The organism is Streptomyces sp. MAI_2237 (assembly GCF_054189285.1).
This window is the reverse complement of sequence record NZ_JAJPGQ010000002.1, coordinates 572,148-589,027: the sequence shown is the minus strand read 5'-3', so window position 1 is coordinate 589,027 and position 16,880 is coordinate 572,148. Positions and strand designations below refer to the sequence as shown.

15 protein-coding genes are annotated in these 16,880 nt (G+C 73.2%); 13 read left to right on the top strand and 2 right to left on the bottom strand.

Features of this window, described 5'->3' with window-relative positions:
• Positions 1-159: 159 nt before the first annotated feature.
• The 10 genes from hrcA to LN251_RS07485 all read left to right on the top strand — a co-directional run bounded on the left by hrcA (position 160) and on the right by LN251_RS07485 (position 11,009).
• On the top strand, positions 160-1,176 hold the full coding sequence (hrcA, locus tag LN251_RS07530; protein ID WP_058925359.1) for a heat-inducible transcriptional repressor HrcA: 1,017 nt from the start codon (positions 160-162) through the stop codon (positions 1,174-1,176).
• Entirely contained in the window at positions 1,177-2,313 is a 1,137-nt protein-coding gene (gene dnaJ / locus LN251_RS07525) for a molecular chaperone DnaJ (RefSeq protein ID WP_458243703.1), read from the top strand.
• Positions 2,314-2,504: 191 nt separating this feature from the next.
• On the top strand, positions 2,505-3,581 hold the full coding sequence (locus LN251_RS07520; protein WP_458243702.1) for a nitronate monooxygenase: 1,077 nt from the start codon (positions 2,505-2,507) through the stop codon (positions 3,579-3,581).
• Entirely contained in the window at positions 3,578-4,330 is a 753-nt protein-coding gene (locus LN251_RS07515) for a 16S rRNA (uracil(1498)-N(3))-methyltransferase (protein ID WP_458243701.1), read from the top strand. Before LN251_RS07520 ends, LN251_RS07515 begins: the two co-directional genes overlap by 4 nt.
• 22 nt (positions 4,331-4,352) lie before the next feature.
• Complete coding sequence (locus tag LN251_RS07510; protein WP_458243700.1) at positions 4,353-4,745, top strand: VOC family protein; 393 nt, start codon at positions 4,353-4,355, stop codon at positions 4,743-4,745.
• A gap of 82 nt (positions 4,746-4,827) precedes the next feature.
• Complete coding sequence (locus LN251_RS07505; RefSeq protein ID WP_058925364.1) at positions 4,828-5,388, top strand: hypothetical protein; 561 nt, start codon at positions 4,828-4,830, stop codon at positions 5,386-5,388.
• Between the two features lie 45 nt (positions 5,389-5,433).
• Positions 5,434-8,634, top strand: coding sequence for a S41 family peptidase (locus tag LN251_RS07500; protein ID WP_458243699.1), 3,201 nt, complete (start codon positions 5,434-5,436; stop codon positions 8,632-8,634).
• A gap of 95 nt (positions 8,635-8,729) precedes the next feature.
• Positions 8,730-9,083 carry a histidine triad nucleotide-binding protein gene (locus LN251_RS07495; protein WP_458243698.1) on the top strand — a complete coding sequence of 118 codons (354 nt, stop codon included), beginning with the start codon at positions 8,730-8,732 and terminating at the stop codon, positions 9,081-9,083.
• Between the two features lie 10 nt (positions 9,084-9,093).
• A complete protein-coding gene (locus tag LN251_RS07490) occupies positions 9,094-9,999 on the top strand; it encodes a ribonuclease Z (protein WP_458243697.1) in 906 nt (301 codons plus the stop codon).
• Between the two features lie 20 nt (positions 10,000-10,019).
• Entirely contained in the window at positions 10,020-11,009 is a 990-nt protein-coding gene (locus tag LN251_RS07485; protein ID WP_458243696.1) for an adenosine deaminase, read from the top strand.
• On the opposite strand, the gene LN251_RS07480 is transcribed toward LN251_RS07485, so the two are convergent.
• The gene (locus LN251_RS07480; protein ID WP_458243695.1) at positions 11,006-12,193 is read right to left on the bottom strand and encodes an MFS transporter; all 1,188 of its coding nucleotides are present in this window, start codon (positions 12,191-12,193) and stop codon (positions 11,006-11,008) included. The two genes, LN251_RS07485 and LN251_RS07480, sit on opposite strands and share 4 nt — an antisense overlap.
• Before the next feature lie 187 nt (positions 12,194-12,380).
• Positions 12,381-13,166: an IclR family transcriptional regulator gene (locus tag LN251_RS07475; RefSeq protein WP_458243694.1), complete on the bottom strand. Its 786-nt coding sequence runs from the start codon at positions 13,164-13,166 to the stop codon at positions 12,381-12,383.
• A gap of 145 nt (positions 13,167-13,311) precedes the next feature.
• On the opposite strand from LN251_RS07475, the gene LN251_RS07470 reads away from it, so the two are divergent.
• The 3 genes from LN251_RS07470 to LN251_RS07460 all read left to right on the top strand — a co-directional run bounded on the left by LN251_RS07470 (position 13,312) and on the right by LN251_RS07460 (position 16,742).
• Positions 13,312-14,208: a 5-dehydro-4-deoxyglucarate dehydratase gene (locus LN251_RS07470; RefSeq protein WP_458244148.1), complete on the top strand. Its 897-nt coding sequence runs from the start codon at positions 13,312-13,314 to the stop codon at positions 14,206-14,208.
• Positions 14,205-15,494, top strand: coding sequence for a glucarate dehydratase family protein (locus tag LN251_RS07465; RefSeq protein ID WP_458243693.1), 1,290 nt, complete (start codon positions 14,205-14,207; stop codon positions 15,492-15,494). Before LN251_RS07470 ends, LN251_RS07465 begins: the two co-directional genes overlap by 4 nt.
• Before the next feature lie 102 nt (positions 15,495-15,596).
• Positions 15,597-16,742, top strand: a complete 1,146-nt coding sequence (locus LN251_RS07460) for a carbohydrate kinase family protein (protein ID WP_450437415.1) — start codon at positions 15,597-15,599, stop codon at positions 16,740-16,742.
• Positions 16,743-16,880 lie beyond the last annotated feature (138 nt).

Genomic DNA, 16,880 nt, shown 5'->3' with positions numbered 1-16,880 from the left:
CTGATCCGCCGGGCAGGCCCTGGCCGGAGCAGCCGCCGGGGCGGGACCGACCTTGCCCCGGTGGTACCCGACCGCCGTACACTGGGCCGGGGAGTGCTGGCACTCGGACGGACAGAGTGCCAGGCCAAGCGCCAGGGACGACAACTGGAGGTGTGCGCGATGCTGAGTGAACGACGACTTCAGGTGCTGCGCGCCATCGTCCAGGACTATGTCGGCACCGAGGAGCCGGTCGGGTCCAAGGCCCTGACCGAGCGGCACAACCTCGGCGTGTCCCCGGCCACGGTCCGCAACGACATGGCGGCCCTGGAGGACGAGGGGTTCATCGCCCAGCCGCACACCAGCGCCGGGCGCATCCCGACCGACAAGGGCTACCGCCTGTTCGTCGACAAGCTCGCCGGTGTGAAGCCGATGACCGCGCCCGAGCGGCGCGCGATCCAGAACTTCCTCGACGGCGCCGTCGACCTGGACGACGTGGTGGCCCGGACCGTGCGGCTGCTGGCGCAGCTGACCCGGCAGGTCGCCGTCGTGCAGTACCCGTCGCTGACCCGCTCGACCGTGCGGCACGTGGAGCTGCTCTCGCTCGCCCCCGCGCGGGTGATGCTCGTGCTGATCACGGACACCGGGCGGGTCGAGCAGCGGATGGTGGACTGCCCGGCACCGTTCGGGGAGGCCTCGCTCGCGGATCTGCGGGCGCGGCTGAACAGCCGGGTCGCGGGACGCCGCTTCGCGGACGTGCCGCGGCTGGTCGAGGACCTGCCCGAGGGTTTCGACGTGGAGGACCGGGGCACCGTCTCGACAGTGCTCTCCACCCTCCTCGAAACCCTCGTCGAGGAGAACGAGGAGCGGCTGATGATCGGCGGAACCGCCAATCTGACGCGCTTCGGACATGACTTCCCCCTCACCATCCGGCCGGTGCTGGAGGCGTTGGAGGAACAGGTGGTCCTCCTCAAGTTGCTTGGCGAGGCAGGGGATTCGGGCATGACCGTACGCATCGGTCACGAGAACGCCTACGAGGGACTCAACTCCACGTCCGTGGTCTCGGTCGGCTACGGTTCGGGCGGCGAGGCAGTCGCCAAACTCGGCGTGGTCGGACCGACCCGCATGGATTACCCGGGAACGATGGGAGCGGTACGCGCAGTGGCACGGTACGTCGGACAGATCCTGGCGGAGTCGTAAGTGGCCACGGACTATTACGCCGTTCTCGGCGTGCGCCGCGACGCGTCGCAGGATGAGATCAAGAAGGCGTTCCGGCGGCTCGCACGCGAGCTGCACCCGGACGTCAACCCCGATCCGAAGACCCAGGAGCGGTTCAAGGAGATCAACGCCGCCTACGAGGTGCTGTCGGACCCGCAGAAGAAGCAGGTCTACGACCTCGGCGGCGACCCGCTCTCGCAGGCGGGCGGCGGTGGCGCGGGCGGCTTCGGCGCCGGCGGCTTCGGGAACTTCTCGGACATCATGGACGCCTTCTTCGGTACGGCGTCCCAGCGCGGTCCGCGCTCGCGCACCCGGCGCGGCCAGGACGCGATGATCCGGCTGGAGATCGAGCTGGACGAGGCGGCCTTCGGCACGACCAAGGACATCCAGGTCGACACTGCCGTCGTCTGCAACACCTGCAACGGCGAGGGGGCGGCCCCCGGCACCTCCGCGCAGACGTGCGACATGTGCCGCGGCCGCGGTGAGGTCTCGCAGGTGACCCGGTCCTTCCTGGGCCAGGTCATGACGTCCCGGCCCTGCCCCCAGTGCCAGGGCTTCGGGACCGTCGTCCCCACCCCGTGTCCGGAGTGCGCCGGCGACGGCCGCATCCGCTCCCGCCGCACGCTGACGGTCAAGATCCCCGCCGGTGTGGACAACGGCACCCGCATCCAGCTCGCGGGCGAGGGCGAGGTCGGTCCGGGCGGCGGCCCGGCCGGTGACCTGTACGTCGAGATCCACGAGCTCCCGCACTCCACCTTCCAGCGGCGCGGCGACGACCTGCACTGCACGGTCACGATCCCGATGACGGCGGCGTCCCTCGGCACCAAGGTGCCGCTGGAGACGCTGGACGGCATGGAGGAGGTCGACATCCGGCCCGGCACCCAGTCCGGCCAGTCGATCCCGCTGCACGGCCGGGGCGTCACGCATCTGCGCGGCGGCGGCCGGGGCGACCTCATCGTCCACGTCGAGGTCCAGACCCCGTCGAAGCTCGATCCCGAGCAGGAGCGGTTGCTGCGGGAGCTGGCGAAGCTGCGGGGTGAGGAGCGGCCTCAGGGGCAGTTCCAGCCGGGGCAGCAGGGGTTGTTCTCGCGGCTGAAGGACGCGTTCAACGGGCGCTGAGGTGTGGGTGGGGGTTGCTCGCCGAGGCCGGGGGCCTGCGGCCCCCGGACCCCCGCTTCGGCCCTGGACGGGCCTCGTCCTCAAACGCCGGACGGGCTGAAATTGCACGGCCCGCTGCCCTGGGACGGGCCCTCCGGGGCAAGGGGACGGGTCGATTCGGACTTGTTCGGGGGACGTGACAACATGCGGGCATGTCCTCCGCGCTGACCGATCTCTTCCCCCATCCGATCGTGCAGGCCCCCATGGCGGGCGGCGTCTCCGTGCCTCATCTCGCCCAGGCCGTGTCCGAGGCGGGCGGGCTGGGATTCCTGGCCGCCGGGTACAAGACCGCCGACGGCATGTACCAGGAGATCAAGCAGCTCCGCGGACTGACCAAGCGCCCCTTCGGCGTCAACCTCTTCATGCCGCAGCCCGACCACACCGACCGGTCCGCCGTCGAGGTCTACGCCCACCAGCTGGCCGGCGAGGCCGCCTGGTACGAGGTCGAGCTGGGCGACCCCGACAGCGGCCGCGACGACGGCTACGACGCCAAGCTCGCCGTGCTGCTCGACAACCCGGTGCCGGTGGTCTCGTTCCACTTCGGCGTGCCCAGCCGGGAGGTCGTCGACTCGCTGCACCGCCTCGGCACGTACACCCTCGTCACCGCGACCACCGCGGACGAGGCGCTCGCCGTCGAGCGGGCCGGTGCCGACGCGGTGATCGCACAGGGCGTGGAGGCCGGCGGCCACCAGGGCACCCACCGCGACCTGCCCGAGAGCGACGGCTCCGGCATCGGCCTGCTCTCCCTCGTCGCCCAGATCCGCGAGACCGTGAGCCTGCCCATCGTCGCCGCCGGCGGCATCATGCGCGGCAGCCAGATCGCCGCCGTCCTCGCGGCGGGCGCGACCGCCGCCCAGCTCGGCACCGCGTTCCTCGCCACGCCCGAGTCCGGCGCGGCCGCCGTCCACAAGCAGGCTTTGACCAACCCCCTCTTCGTGCGTACGGAGCTCACCCGCGCCTTCTCCGGCCGCCCCGCCCGCGGCCTGGTCAACCGCTTCCTGCGCGAGCACGGCCCGTACGCCCCCGCCGCCTACCCCGACGTCCACCACCTCACCGCGCCGCTGCGCAAGAAGGCCGCCGCGGGCGGGGACGCGCAGGGCATGGCGCTGTGGGCCGGGCAGGGCCACCGCATGGCCCGCGAGATGCCCGCCGGGCAGCTGGTGGAGGTCCTGGCCGCCGAACTCGACGCGGCCCGGACAGCGTTGTCGGACAAGGGAGGACTGCGATGACCGCGCCGGTGTTCGTCGTGGAGTCGCTGGAGGGCGTCGGCCCCGGCTCGGTCGTCGAGGTGGAGGGGCCCGAGGGGCGGCACGCGGTGTCGGTGAAGCGGCTGCAGGCCGGCGAGGACGTGGTGCTGACCGACGGCAGGGGCCGCGGGGCGGCCGGAGTCGTCCTCAGCGCCTTGGGGAAGGACCGGCTCGTCGTCGAGGCCGTCGACCTTCCCGTGGAAGCAGAACCCTCCCCGCGGATCACCGTCGTCCAGGCCCTGCCCAAGGGCGACCGCGGCGAGCTGGCGGTCGAGACGATGACTGAGACCGGGGTGGACGCGATCGTCCCCTGGCAGGCCGCCCGCTGCATCACGCAGTGGAAGGGCGAGCGGGGACTGAAGGCGCTCGCCAAGTGGCGGGCCACCGCCCGCGAGGCCGGCAAGCAGTCCCGCCGGCTGCGCTTCCCGGAGGTCGCGGACGCGGCGACGACCAAGCAGGTTGCGGCACTTCTCGCCAAAGCCGACTTCGCCGCCGTACTGCACGAGGACCGGGACTACGGCAGCGAGCCGCTGGCGACGGCCGAACTCCCCGCCGAGGGCGAGATCGTGCTGGTCGTCGGGCCCGAAGGGGGCATCTCCCCACAGGAGTTGGCGCTCTTCGAGGAGTCGGGGGCGAAGGCGTACCGGCTCGGGCGCAGCGTGCTGCGCACCTCGACGGCCGGCACCGCGGCCACCGCCCTGCTCCTCGGCCGCACCGGCCGCTGGTCCTGACCGGGCGGGCACGGAGAACACCATGGAACTCGCCCAGGTCCGGCTCCTCGTCGGCGACTTCGCCGCCTGCTACCGCTTCTACGCCGAGGTCCTCGGCCTCAAACCGCAGTCGGGGGCGGCCCAGGGGCCGTACGAGAAGTTCAGCCCGGCCACCGGCGCGGCGGGCATCGCGCTGCAGGACCGTTCGATGATGGCCGAGGTCCTGGGCGAGATCGGCGACGAGGCGAGCGGCCACCGCTCCCTGGTCGTGCTGCGCGTCGACGACCTGGACGCCTACTGCGAGGCGATCACCGGGCGCGGTGCCGTCCTGCTGCACGGCCCTGCCCCCATGACGGACCGTCTGCGGGTCGCCCATCTCAAGGACCCCGAGGGGAACTTGGTGGAGCTGCAGGAGTGGCTGCTGCTGCGGGGCTGAACACCGCAAGGGGGCGCGTGGGGCGCTTTCGTGGCCGTATGCGCCCTACCGTAGGGCCGCCGTCAGTGGCAGGCTGCCTTCCATGGGGGCGTTGAGGCGCATCGGGCGGCGGCCGCGGGGACGGCGAGTGGTGGCCGGGGCGGGGTTCGCCCTGCTGGCCTTCGGCGGGGTCGTGGCGTGTGATCCGGGCGGGCTCAGCTCCGCGGCCGTGGCCTACACGACCGACCAGACCGCGACCGCCGAACTCAAACGGCAGCACGTCGACGTCCAGTGGCTCAGCTGCACCGCCAACTACGGCAACAACAACAAGAACGCGTCCGGCGGTGCGGCACCCTCGGCGAGCGAGACCACCGTCGCCGACGTCGACTGCCAGGGGCAGACCAAGGACGGCAAGGAGATCACCGTCACCGGGAAGGTCACCCGCGCCGTCGACGGCGCCTGTGTGCGCGGCGACCTCACCGCCAAGGTCGGCGGCAAGACCTGGTTCCACGTCAGCGGACTCGGCAACTGCACCTCCACCCCGTCGCCCATCGTCCACAACCCGGGCAACGGCAACCAGCCGGGTCCCACCGTCACCGTGACCGTCACCCGGACCATCTGGTGCAAGGGCGACCCGACGTGCTGGCCGGTCCAGGGCAAGTGATCCAAACCCCTGCCCCGCGACGGTCCGGCTGCCTACAGTGATCGGGTGACTCAGCTCGCAGCCTCCGCGTATCTCCGGTATCCGCATCTGCACGGCGAGTTGATCGCCTTCACCGCCGAGGACGACGTGTGGATCGCGCCCCTCGACGGCGGCCGGGCCTGGCGGGTCAGCGCCGACAACGTCCCGGTGGACCACCCGCGCGTCTCGCCCGACGGCGCCACCGTCGCCTGGACCTCCGCCCGCGACGGCGCCCCCGAGGTGCACGTCGCCCCCGTCGACGGCGGTCCCGCCAAACGCCTCACCCACTGGGGGAGTTCACGCACCCAGGTGCGCGGCTGGACCCCGGACGGGCACGTCCTCGCCATCAGCACCTACGGCCAGGCCAGCCTGCGCCGCAGCTGGGCCCGGGCGATCCCGCTGGACGGCGGCCCGGCCACCACCCTCCCACACGGCCCCGTCGGCGACGTCGCCTTCGGCCCCGCCACCGTCCTGCTGTCCGCGCCGATGGGCCGCGAGGCCGCCTGGTGGAAGCGCTACCGCGGCGGCACGGCGGGCAAGCTGTGGATCGACCCGGAGGGCGACGGCGAGTTCGTCCGGCTGCACGAGGAGCTGGACGGCAACCTGGAGAGCCCCGTCTGGGTCGGCGACCGCATCGCCTTCCTCTCCGACCACGAGGGCGTCGGAGCCGTCTACTCCTCCCTCGCCGACGGCTCCGACCTGCGCCGGCACACCCCCGTCGACGGCTTCTACGCCCGCCACCTGGCCGGCGACGGCAGCCGGCTGGTGTACATGTCCGCCGGTGAGCTGTGGATCCTCGACGACCTCGACGGCGCCGAGCCCCGCCGCCTCGACGTCCGGCTCGGCGGTCCCCGCGTCGACCTCCAGCCGTTCCCGGTGAACACCGTCCGCTGGTTCGGCTCCGCCCACCCCGACCACACCGCCCGCGGCAGCGCGGTCGCCGTCCGCGGCGCGATCCACTGGGTCACCCACCGCTCCGGCCCCGCCCGCGCCCTCGCCGCCGAACCGGGCGTGCGCGCCCGGCTGCCGCGCACCTTCCGTGCCGACGGCGAGGAGCACGTCGTCTGGGTGACCGATGCCGAGGGCGACGACGCCCTGGAGTTCGCGCCCGCCACCGGCACCGCGCCCGGAGCCACCCCGCGCCGGCTGGCCGCCGGACAGCTCGGCCGGGTCCTCGGCCTCGCCGTAGCCCCCGACGGCAGCCGGGTCGCCGTCGCCACCCACGACGGCCGCGTCCTGCTCGTCGAGCGGGACAGCGGCGAGGTCCGCGAGGTCGACCGCAGCGCCGACGGCGACGTGAGCGGCCTGGTCTTCTCGCCCGACTCCGGCTGGCTGGCCTGGTCCCACCCCGGCCCGCGCCCGCTGCGTCAGCTCCGGCTGGCCAACACCACCGACCTGTCGGTCACCGAGGCGACCCCGCTCCGCTTCCGGGACTACTCACCGACCTTCACCCTGGACGGCAAGCACCTCGCCTTCCTCTCGGCGCGCTCCTTCGACCCCGTCTACGACGAGCACGTCTTCGACCTGGCGTTCGTCGGCGGCTCCCGCCCGCACCTGATCACGCTGGCGGCGACCACCCCGTCCCCGTTCGGCCCGCAGCGCCACGGCCGCCCCTTCGAGGCGCCGGACAAGGACGAGACCCCGGACAGCGAGGGCGCCCCCAGCACCCGCATCGACCTGGAGGGCCTCGCGGACCGGATCGTGCCCTTCCCGGTCGAGGCCGCCCGCTACTCCACCCTGCGGGCCGCCAAGGACGGCGTGCTGTGGCTGCGCCACCCGGTGCGCGGCGTCCTCGGTGCCTCCCGCGCCAACCCGGACGACCCCGACCCCGAGAGCCGGCTCGAACGCTACGACCTGGCCCAGCAGCGCATCGAGCACCTGGCCTCCGACGCCGACCACTTCGCCGTCAGCGGCGACGGCAAGCGCGTCCTGCTGTGGACCGACGGCAAACTCAAGGTCGTCCCCAGCGACCGGCGGGCCTCGAACGACGACGAGAGCGACACCAACATCACCGTCGACCTCGGCCGCATCCGCCAGACCGTCGACCCGGCCGCCGAGTGGCGCCAGATGTACGACGAGACCGGCCGGCTCATGCGGGACAACTTCTGGCGTCCCGACCTCGGCGGCGTGGACTGGACCGGCGTACTCGACCGCTACCGTCCCGTCCTCGACCGCGTCGCCACCCACGACGACCTGGTCGACCTCCTCTGGGAGGTGCAGGGCGAACTCGGCACCTCGCACGCCTACGTCACCCCGCGCGGCGGCCACGGCCACGGCGAGCGCCAGGGGCTCCTCGGCGCGGACATCTCCCGTCACGAGGACGGCAGTTGGCGCATCGACCGCATCCTGCCCGCGGAGACCTCCGACCCCGCCGCGCGCTCCCCGCTCGCCGCGCCCGGCGTCGCCGTACGCCCCGGTGACGCGATCGTCGCGGTGGCCGGCCGGCCGGTGGACCCGGTGACGGGCCCCGGCCCCCTCCTGGTCGGCACGGCGGGCAAGCCGGTCGAACTCACCGTGCTGCCCTCCGGCGGCGGCGACCCCCGCCACGCGGTCGTCGTCCCCGTCGCCGACGAGGAACCCCTGCGCTACCACGCCTGGGTCGGCGACCGCCGCGCCTACGTCCACGAGAAGTCCGGCGGCCGCCTGGGCTACCTGCACGTCCCCGACATGCAGGCCCCGGGCTGGGCCCAGATCCACCGCGACCTGCGGATCGAGGTCGCCCGCGAGGGCCTGGTCGTCGACGTCCGCGAGAACCGCGGCGGCCACACCTCCCAGCTCGTCGTCGAGAAACTGGCCCGCAAGATCGTCGGCTGGGACCTGCCCCGCGGCCTGCGCCCCTACAGCTACCCCGAGGACGCCCCTCGCGGACCCGTCGTCGCCGTCGCCAACGAGTTCTCCGGCTCCGACGGTGACATCGTCAACGCCGCCATCAAGGCCCTGGGCATCGGCCCGGTCGTGGGCACCCGCACCTGGGGCGGGGTCATCGGCATCGACAGCCGCTACCGCCTGGTCGACGGCACGCTCGTGACCCAGCCGAAGTACGCGTTCTGGCTGGAGGGCTACGGGTGGGACGTGGAGAACCACGGCGTGGACCCCGACGTGGAGGTCGTACAGCGCCCGCAGGACCACGCGGCCGGCCGGGACGCCCAACTGGACGAGGCCATCCGCCTGGCGCTGGAGGCGCTGGAGGAACGGCCCGCGAAAACACCGCCGGGCCTGCCCACCTGAAGGGGCGCGAGGAACTGCGCGATCAGCCACCTGCTCCCCGCACTCGGCGACGATACGATGCCCACCTAGACGATCAACCGCCTGGAGGAACCGATATGGCCGGGGAACCGCAGGACGACTGCCTGTTCTGCAAGATCGTCGCAGGGCACGTCCCCGCGACGATCGTCCAGGAGACCGACACCACGATCGCTTTCAGGGACATCAACCCCCAGGCCCCCACGCACGTCCTGGTGATCCCCAAGGCGCACTACGAGAACGCCGCCGTGCTGGCCGCCGCCGAACCGGCCCTCGCGGCCGACGTCCTGCGGGAAGCGCAGTCCGTCGCCGACGAGGAGAAGCTCGACAGTTACCGCGTCGTCTTCAACACCGGCCCCGGCGCCGGCCAGACCGTCTTCCACGCGCACGCCCACGTCCTCGGCGGCCGCGGTCTGCAGTGGCCCCCCGGCTAGCCGACGCATCGTGTCCGTACGCGAATTGGTGGTCCTCGGCACGGCCAGCCAGGTCCCGACCCGGCACCGCAACCACAACGGCTATCTGCTCCGCTGGGACGGCGAGGGCATCCTCTTCGACCCCGGCGAGGGCACCCAGCGCCAGATGCTGCGTGCCGGGGTCGCCGCGCACGACCTGAACCGCATCTGCGTCACCCACTTCCACGGCGACCACTCCCTCGGCCTGGCCGGCGTGCTCCAGCGGATTAATCTCGACAAGGTCCCGCACGAGATCACCGCCCACTACCCGAAGTCCGGGCAGCGCTTCTTCGACCGGCTGCGGTACGCGACGGCGTACCGCGAGACCGTCGGCGTCACGGAGGCGCCGGTGGACCGCGACGGCCCGCTGGCCACCACCCCGTCCTACACCCTCGACGCCCACCGGCTCTCCCACCCCGTGGAGTCCTACGGCTACCGCCTCACCGAGCCCGACGGCCGCCGGATGCTGCCCGACCGGCTCGCCGCGCACGGCATCAAGGGCCCGGACGTGGGCCGCCTGCAGCGCGAGGGTGCGCTGGACGGCGTCTCGCTCGACGACGTCAGCGAGGTCCGCCGCGGTCAGCGGTTCGCGTTCGTCATGGACACCCGCCTGTGCGAGGGCGTGCACGCGCTGGCCGACGGCTGCGACCTCCTCGTCATCGAGTCGACCTTCCTCGACGAGGACACCGACCTCGCGGTCGAGCACGGCCACCTGACCGCCGGCCAGGCGGCGGCCGTGGCCCGGGACGCGGGCGTGCGGCATCTGGTGCTGACGCACTTCAGCCAGCGCTACACCGACCCCGAGGAGTTCGAGCGGCAGGCGAGGGCGGCCGGCTTCGAGGGAGAGCTGACCGTCGCGCACGATCTACTGCGGGTACCGGTTCCGAAACGTCGGTAAAACACCCGTACGATACTGCGATGCCCCTCCCCAAAGCTGAGCTGCACCTCCACATCGAAGGCACCCTGGAGCCGGAACTCGCCTTCGAGCTGGCCGCCCGCAACGGCGTCGAGCTGCCGTACGCCGACACGGACGCGCTGCGCAAGGCCTACGACTTCCAGGACCTGCAGTCCTTTCTGAACCTGTACTACGAGCTCATGGCCGTCCTGCGCACCGAGCGGGACTTCGCGGACCTGGCGGACGCCTACCTCGCCCGGGCCGCCGGGCAGGGCGTGCGGCACGCGGAGATCTTCTTCGACCCGCAGGCCCACCTGGCGCGGGGCGTGGAGATGGGCACGGTGGTGGAGGGGCTGTGGCGGGCGCTGGGGAGCAGCGAGGCCAAGCACGGCATCTCCACCCGGCTTATCCTGTGCTTCCTGCGTGACGAGCCCGCGGAGTCGGCGCTGGAGACCCTGCGGGCCGCCGAGCCGTACCTGGACCGGATCACCGGCGTCGGTCTGGACTCGGCCGAGGTCGGCCACCCGCCGGTGAAGTTCCGCGAGGTGTACGAGGCCGCCGCCGCCCTCGGACTGCGGCGCGTCGCGCACGCGGGCGAGGAGGGGCCGCCGGAGTACGTCACCGAGGCGCTGGACGTGCTCGGCGTCGAGCGTGTCGACCACGGGCTGCGCTGCATGGAGGACCCCGCCCTGGTGGCCCGGCTGGTCCGCGACCGCGTCCCGCTGACCCTGTGCCCCCTGTCGAACGTCCGCCTGCGCACCGTCGACACCCTGGCCGACCACCCGCTTCCGGCCATGCTGGACGCGGGGCTGATGTGCACGGTCAACTCCGACGACCCGGCCTACTTCGGCGGCTACGCGGGCGACAACTTCGACGCGGTGCGGCAGACCCTGGGGCTGTCGGAGGACCGGCTGCGCGAGCTGGCCCGCAACTCCTTCCTCGCCTCCTTCCTGGAGGACGACGAGGAGCTTCGGGCCCGGTACCTCGCCGAGGTGGAGGCGTACGCGTTCTAGGCGGCGGCCGTGGTGTCGTAGGCGCGTGTGGTCTCCACGGAGATCTCCACGACCGGCAGCGGTCGTCGTCCGGCACCCAGAGCGACCAGCGTCATCGGTACGGCGATCGCCAGCAGTCCGACCGCCAGGACCGCGCCCATCACCGGGAACCCGGCCCGCTCGGCCAGTACGCTGCCCGTCAGGGGCCCGGCCGCGGTGCCCAGTGAGGACGCCGAGCCGACCAGGACCGCCCAGCGGCCGCGCGGGTCGAGGGAGGCGGCGAGACCGATGACGTACGACAGGACGACCGGGTAGAGCAGGTTCCAGGCGATCTCGCCGGCCGCGAAGGACGTCAGGTCGGCGGCGGACGCGCTCAGCACGACGCAGCCCGCGATGACGGCCGTGCCGCCGCCGACCGGCAGCGCCCGCCCGAACCGGGGTCCGATGGTGCCCGCGACCGTCACGCCCAGCAGCCCGGCGCCCAGTGCCACCGCGAAGACCGCGCCGACGGTGGCCTCCGTCAGATGGGCCTGGGCCAGGCCGATCCGGCCGCTGACACCCCACAGGGCGTTCTGGGCGAGGGACCAGCAGAGCATGGTGGCGGCGAGGACCGTGCCGGAGCGGCGATGGGGGAGGCGGCCGCCGTCCAGGGGGCTGTGCGCGGCCGCCGTACGGACCGGGAGGCGGCCGGTGAGCGGCCAGACGGCCAGTGCGGTGAGGGCGATCGCGGCCAGCGGCTGCCCGTGGCCCGGGCCGAGGTGGGGGACCGTCAGATAGACGGCGCCCGCGAGGGCGGAGACGCCGAGCAGGCCGAGGGTGGTCGTGCGGTGGGGGTCCGGCTGAGCCGCTATCCCCGTGGCGGCGACCGTCGTGGCCGTGCCGGAGCCGAGGCCGCCGATCAGGGCGCCGACGACGACCGCGGGGACGCTGCCGGTCAGCGCGGCGGTGCCGTAGCCGAGGACGGCCAGGGTCAGGCCGATACGGGCGAGGGTGCGGGCGCCGATCCGTTCCACCCGCGAGGCGAGGAAGAATCCGGCCGAGGCGGAGCTGAGCAGCAGCGCGCTGCCGAGCGCGCCCGCCTGAGTAGTGGTCAGCGGCAGTCCCGAGTCCAGCCGGCCCACGGTGGTGGGCAGCAGGTAGGGAGCGAGGTACCCGGCCGTGAAGAGGGCGACGAGGGGCCAGGCGATGGTGCGGGGGGCGAACACGGGCGTTCCCGGGGCATGCGAAAGGAGCGGTGCGAGAAGGGGGTGGGGCGCAGGCCGTCGACGGACAGGAACGCGCGAGCAAGTTGTATCAAGCACGCGGTTGCGGAAGAAGGGGCGGGGGTGTGATGTGGCGCACGTTGTGTTTGGGGTGGGGGAGGCCGGGTAGAAGCGGGCCTCGATCGGCGCCTCAGCGCCAGTGCGCCGAGCCTCCCGCGCCCGGTGCGGTCGCCTCGATCTTGGCCCTGATCTCCCGCATCACCGCCACGATCCGCTCCTCGTGCCCGGGTGTCAGCCGGGCCACCGGCACCGAGCAGCTGACCGCGTCCTGCGCCGGTGTCTCGCAGCGCAGCGCGAAGCCGAAGCCGACGATGCCGAGGACGCCCTCCTCGCGGTCGATCGCGTAGCCGCGGGCGCGCACCTCGGCGAGGTCGGCGGCGAGTGACCGCCGGGTGGTGCGGGTGTGGGGGGTGAGGGCCTCGTAGGGGCCCTCGGGCAGGTCCTCGTCGGGGCGTTCGGCCAGCAGCGCCTTGCCCAGGGCGCCCACGTGCGCCGGGAGTCGGCGGCCGACCCTGCTGATCGTGCGCAGGTACTCGTGCGACTCGCGGGTGGCCAGATAGGCGACGTCCCGGCCGTCCAGGCGCCCCAGATGGATCGTCTCGCCCAGCGCCTCCGACGCCTCGTCCAGGTACGGCCGTACGGCCCGCACGCGAGGGTCGGAGTCCAGATAGCTGGTGCCGGTCAGCAGGGCGTGGATGCCGATGCCGTAGAGGGAGCCGGTGACGTCCGTACGCACCCAGCCGCGGCCGATCAGCGTCTGGAGCAGGGCGTACATCGAGCTGCGCGGCACCTGCAGTGCCTCGGTCAGCTCCTGCAGCCGGGCCGGCCGGTCGCCGCGCGCGGCGAGCAGTTCCAGCAGCTCGACCGTCCGCGCCGCGGACTTCACCTCGCGTACGCCACCGCCTGTCTCCGACATGGGGCGATGGTAGTCCGCCGGTGCGCGCCCGTTGACGGGCGCAGTTCATCTATCTAGTCTCTGTCTCCATACGTGGATGACATCTATATGGGGAGACGGCGTGACGGGCGAGACGGAAACGGCGGCACGAAGGCTGCGGCACGGCATGGAGAGCGCGGTGCTCTCCTTCCCTCTCACCTCCTTCCACGACGACGGCTCCCTCGACCCCGACGGCTTCCGCGCCCATGTCGCGGCCCAGCTGGCCACCGCGCCCGGCGCCGTCTTCCCCGCCTGCGGCACCGGCGAGTTCTTCTCGCTGGACGAGGAGGAGTACCGGCAGGTCGTGACCGCCGCCGTCGAGGAGGCGGGCGGGCGGACGCCCGTCGTCGCGGGGGTCGGGTACGGCTGGGCGCAGGCCGCCCGGTTCGCCCGCATCGCCGAGGAGGCGGGCGCCGACGCGCTGCTGGTGCTCCCGCACTACCTCGTCGCCGCCCCGCAGGACGGCCTCGTCGCCCAGCTGGAGCGGCTCGCCGCCCGCACCCGGCTTCCGCTCATCGCCTATCAGCGCGGCCAGGTCACCTACACACCGGCCGCACTGCGGCGGATCGCGGCCATCCCGAACGTCATCGGCCTCAAGGACGGCCACAGCGACCTCGACCGCCTCCAGCGCCTCACCCTGGCCGCCCCCGAGGGCTTCCTGTTCTTCAACGGCGCCGCCACCGCCGAGATCCAGGCCCGCGCCTACGCCACCGTCGGCGTCCCCGCCTACTCCTCCGCCGTCCACGCCTTCGCCCCCGAGATCGCGAACGCCTTCTTCGCCGCCCTGCGCGCGGGCGACGACAAGGGGGTGGAGCGGCTGCTGCGGGACTTCTACGTCCCGTTCGTCGAACTCCGCGACCGCGTACCGGGATACGCCGTGTCCCTGGTCAAGGCCGCCGCCCGGCTCCGCGGCCGCCCCGTCGGCCCCGTCCGCGCCCCGCTCACCGACCCCTCGCCCGCCGACCTCGCCGACCTGAAGACCCTGCTCGCCTCCGCACTCGACCTCGTAGGAGCGACCCTGTGAACCTCACGATCACCGACGTACGGCTGACCCCGATCCTGGTCGCCGACCCGCCGCTGCTGAACACGCAGGGCGTGCACCAGCCGTACACCCCGCGGCTGATCGTGGAGGTGGTCACCGCCGACGGGGTCACGGGGGTCGGCGAGACCTACGGCGACACCAAGTACCTGGAGCTGGCGCGGCCCTTCGCGGAGAAACTCGTGGGGCGGCCGGTCAGCGATCTGAACGGCCTGTTCACCGTCGCCGACGAGGTCGCCGTGGACGACGCCCGGGTCTCCGGGCAGGTCGACGTCGGCGGGCTGCGCGGGGTGCAGACCGCCGACAAGCTGCGGCTGTCCGTCGTCTCCGGCTTCGAGGTCGCCTGCCTGGACGCCCTCGGCAAGGCGCTCGGGCTGCCCGTGCACGCCCTGCTCGGCGGCAAGGTGCGCGACACCGTCGAGTACAGCGCCTACCTGTTCTACAAGTGGGCCGGCCATCCCGAGGGCGTGCCCTGCGAGCAGGACGACTGGGGAGCCGCCCTCGATCCGGCCGGGGTCGTGGAGCAGGCACGGCGGTTCACGGAGCGGTACGGGTTCACCTCGTTCAAGCTCAAGGGCGGGGTCTTCCCGCCACAGGAGGAGATCGCCGCCGTCCGGGCGCTGGCCGCGGCCTTCCCCGGCCACCCCCTGCGCCTGGACCCCAACGGCGCCTGGTCGGTGGAGACTTCGCTGAAGGTGGCGAAGGAACTCGGCGACGTACTGGAGTACCTGGAGGACCCCGCGCTCGGCACCCCCGCCATGGCCGAGGTCGCCGCCGGCACCGACGTGCCGCTCGCCACCAACATGTGCGTGACGACGTTCGCCGAGATCAGGGAGGCGTTCACCAAGGAAGCCGTCCAGGTCGTCCTCTCCGACCACCACTACTGGGGCGGACTGCGCAACACCCAGCAACTGGCCGCGATCTGCCGCACGTTCGGCGTCGGCGTCTCCATGCACTCCAACACCCACCTGGGCATCAGCCTGGCCGCGATGACCCACGTCGCCGCCACCGTCCCCGACCTCCACCACGCCTGCGACTCCCACTACCCCTGGCAGTCGGAGGACGTACTCACCGAGCGGCCGGCGTTCGACGGCGGCGCCGTCCGGGTCTCCGACGCACCCGGCCTCGGCGTCCAGGTCGACCCCGACAAGCTGCGGTTCCTGCACCGGCGGTGGCTGGACGACGACGGTTCGCTGCGGGACCGCGACGACGCGGCGGCGATGCGGATCGCCGACCCCGAGTGGCGGACACCGGCCGTACCGCGCTGGTAGCCGCGCCCCGGCGGGACGGGACGGGCGGGGCCGGAGCGGCGGCCGACCGCCGGTGATGTGGTGCACACTTGGCCTGAACCGCACCACGCCAGGGGAGTGCCCGTGATCGCGCCCAACGGAAAGGGACCGTCGCCCATCACCGAGGGACCGCAGTGCCAGGCCCGGGTAGACCCCCTGGCCGCCCTGCGCGCGCCGGACGACCCGCCGTGGGACGTGTACCTCACCGGCACCGTCTTCCTGGACATCATCTTCACCGGGCTCGACTCCGCCCCGGTGCGCGGGACCGAGTCCTGGGCGCGCGGCATGGGGTCGAGCCCCGGCGGCGTCGCCAACATGGCCACCGCGCTCGCCCGCCTCGGCCTGAGGACCTCCCTCGCGGCCGCCTTCGGCGACGACCACTACGGCGAGTACTGCTGGGACGCCCTGGAGCAGGGCGAGGGCATCGACCTCTCGCCCTCCCGCACCGTCCCCGGCTGGCACTCCCCGGTCACCGTCTCCATGGCGTACGAGGGCGAGCGCACCATGGTCTCCCACGGCCACGAGCCGCCCCCCGAGGCGGCCCTCCTCCAGGCGGCCGCCCCCGACTGCCCGCCCCGCGCGCGGGCCGCCGTCGCCTCCCTCACGCCGGGCCGGCGCGAGCCCTGGATCGCCCGGGCCGCGGCCCACGGCACCCGGGTCTTCGGCGACGTCGGCTGGGACGACACCGGCGCCTGGGACCTGGCGGGACTGGCCGACCTGGAGCACTGCGAGGCCTTCCTGCCGAACGCCGAGGAGGCGATGCGGTACACGGGCGCCGGCTGCCCCCGGGCCGCCGCCCACGCCCTGACCGAACACGTGCCGCTCGCCGTCGTCACCCTCGGCGCGGAGGGCGCCTACGCCGTGGACCGGCGCACCGGCGAGAGCGCCGAGGTGCCCGCCATCGACGTGGAGGCCATGGACCCCACCGGCGCGGGGGACGTGTTCGTCGCCGGCTTCGTCACCGGCACCCTCGCGGGCTGGCCGCTCGCCGACCGGCTGGCGTTCGCGGGGCTCACCGCGGCCCTGTCGGTGCAGGAGTTCGGCGGGTCGCTGTCGGCGCCTGGCTGGTCGGAGATCGCGGCCTGGTGGCGCAAGGTGCAGTCGGTGGAGGGCCAGGACCCCGCCGCCCTGCGCCGGTACGCCTTCCTGGAGCACCTGATCCCGGAGGAGGCCGCACGCCCGTGGCCCCTGCGCCGAGCGGTCCCCACCATCGGCTTCCGACCGGCGTAGGGCCTGTCGTTCGGATCAGGTCGGCTGCAGGGGACGGTGCGTCATGGCCGACCCGAGCGGGGTCCGGTGCGTGCAGCTGCAAGGCGGAGGAGGGAGTCGGCGAGTGACGACAACGCGGCAGATGAGCGTGCCAGGGCC

Bases quoted from the DNA above. Each gene is read 5' to 3' on its own strand.
- hrcA (WP_058925359.1), top strand. From the start codon at position 160: ATGCTGAGTGAACGACGACTTCAGGTGCTGCGCGCCATCGTCCAGGAC.
- LN251_RS07520 (WP_458243702.1), top strand. From the start codon at position 2,505: ATGTCCTCCGCGCTGACCGATCTCTTCCCCCATCCGATCGTGCAGGCC.
- LN251_RS07515 (WP_458243701.1), top strand. From the start codon at position 3,578: ATGACCGCGCCGGTGTTCGTCGTGGAGTCGCTGGAGGGCGTCGGCCCC.
- LN251_RS07510 (WP_458243700.1), top strand. From the start codon at position 4,353: ATGGAACTCGCCCAGGTCCGGCTCCTCGTCGGCGACTTCGCCGCCTGC.
- LN251_RS07505 (WP_058925364.1), top strand. From the start codon at position 4,828: ATGGGGGCGTTGAGGCGCATCGGGCGGCGGCCGCGGGGACGGCGAGTG.
- LN251_RS07495 (WP_458243698.1), top strand. From the start codon at position 8,730: ATGGCCGGGGAACCGCAGGACGACTGCCTGTTCTGCAAGATCGTCGCA.
- LN251_RS07485 (WP_458243696.1), top strand. From the start codon at position 10,020: ATGCCCCTCCCCAAAGCTGAGCTGCACCTCCACATCGAAGGCACCCTG.
- LN251_RS07475 (WP_458243694.1), bottom strand. From the start codon at position 13,166: ATGTCGGAGACAGGCGGTGGCGTACGCGAGGTGAAGTCCGCGGCGCGG.
- LN251_RS07470 (WP_458244148.1), top strand. From the start codon at position 13,312: ATGGAGAGCGCGGTGCTCTCCTTCCCTCTCACCTCCTTCCACGACGAC.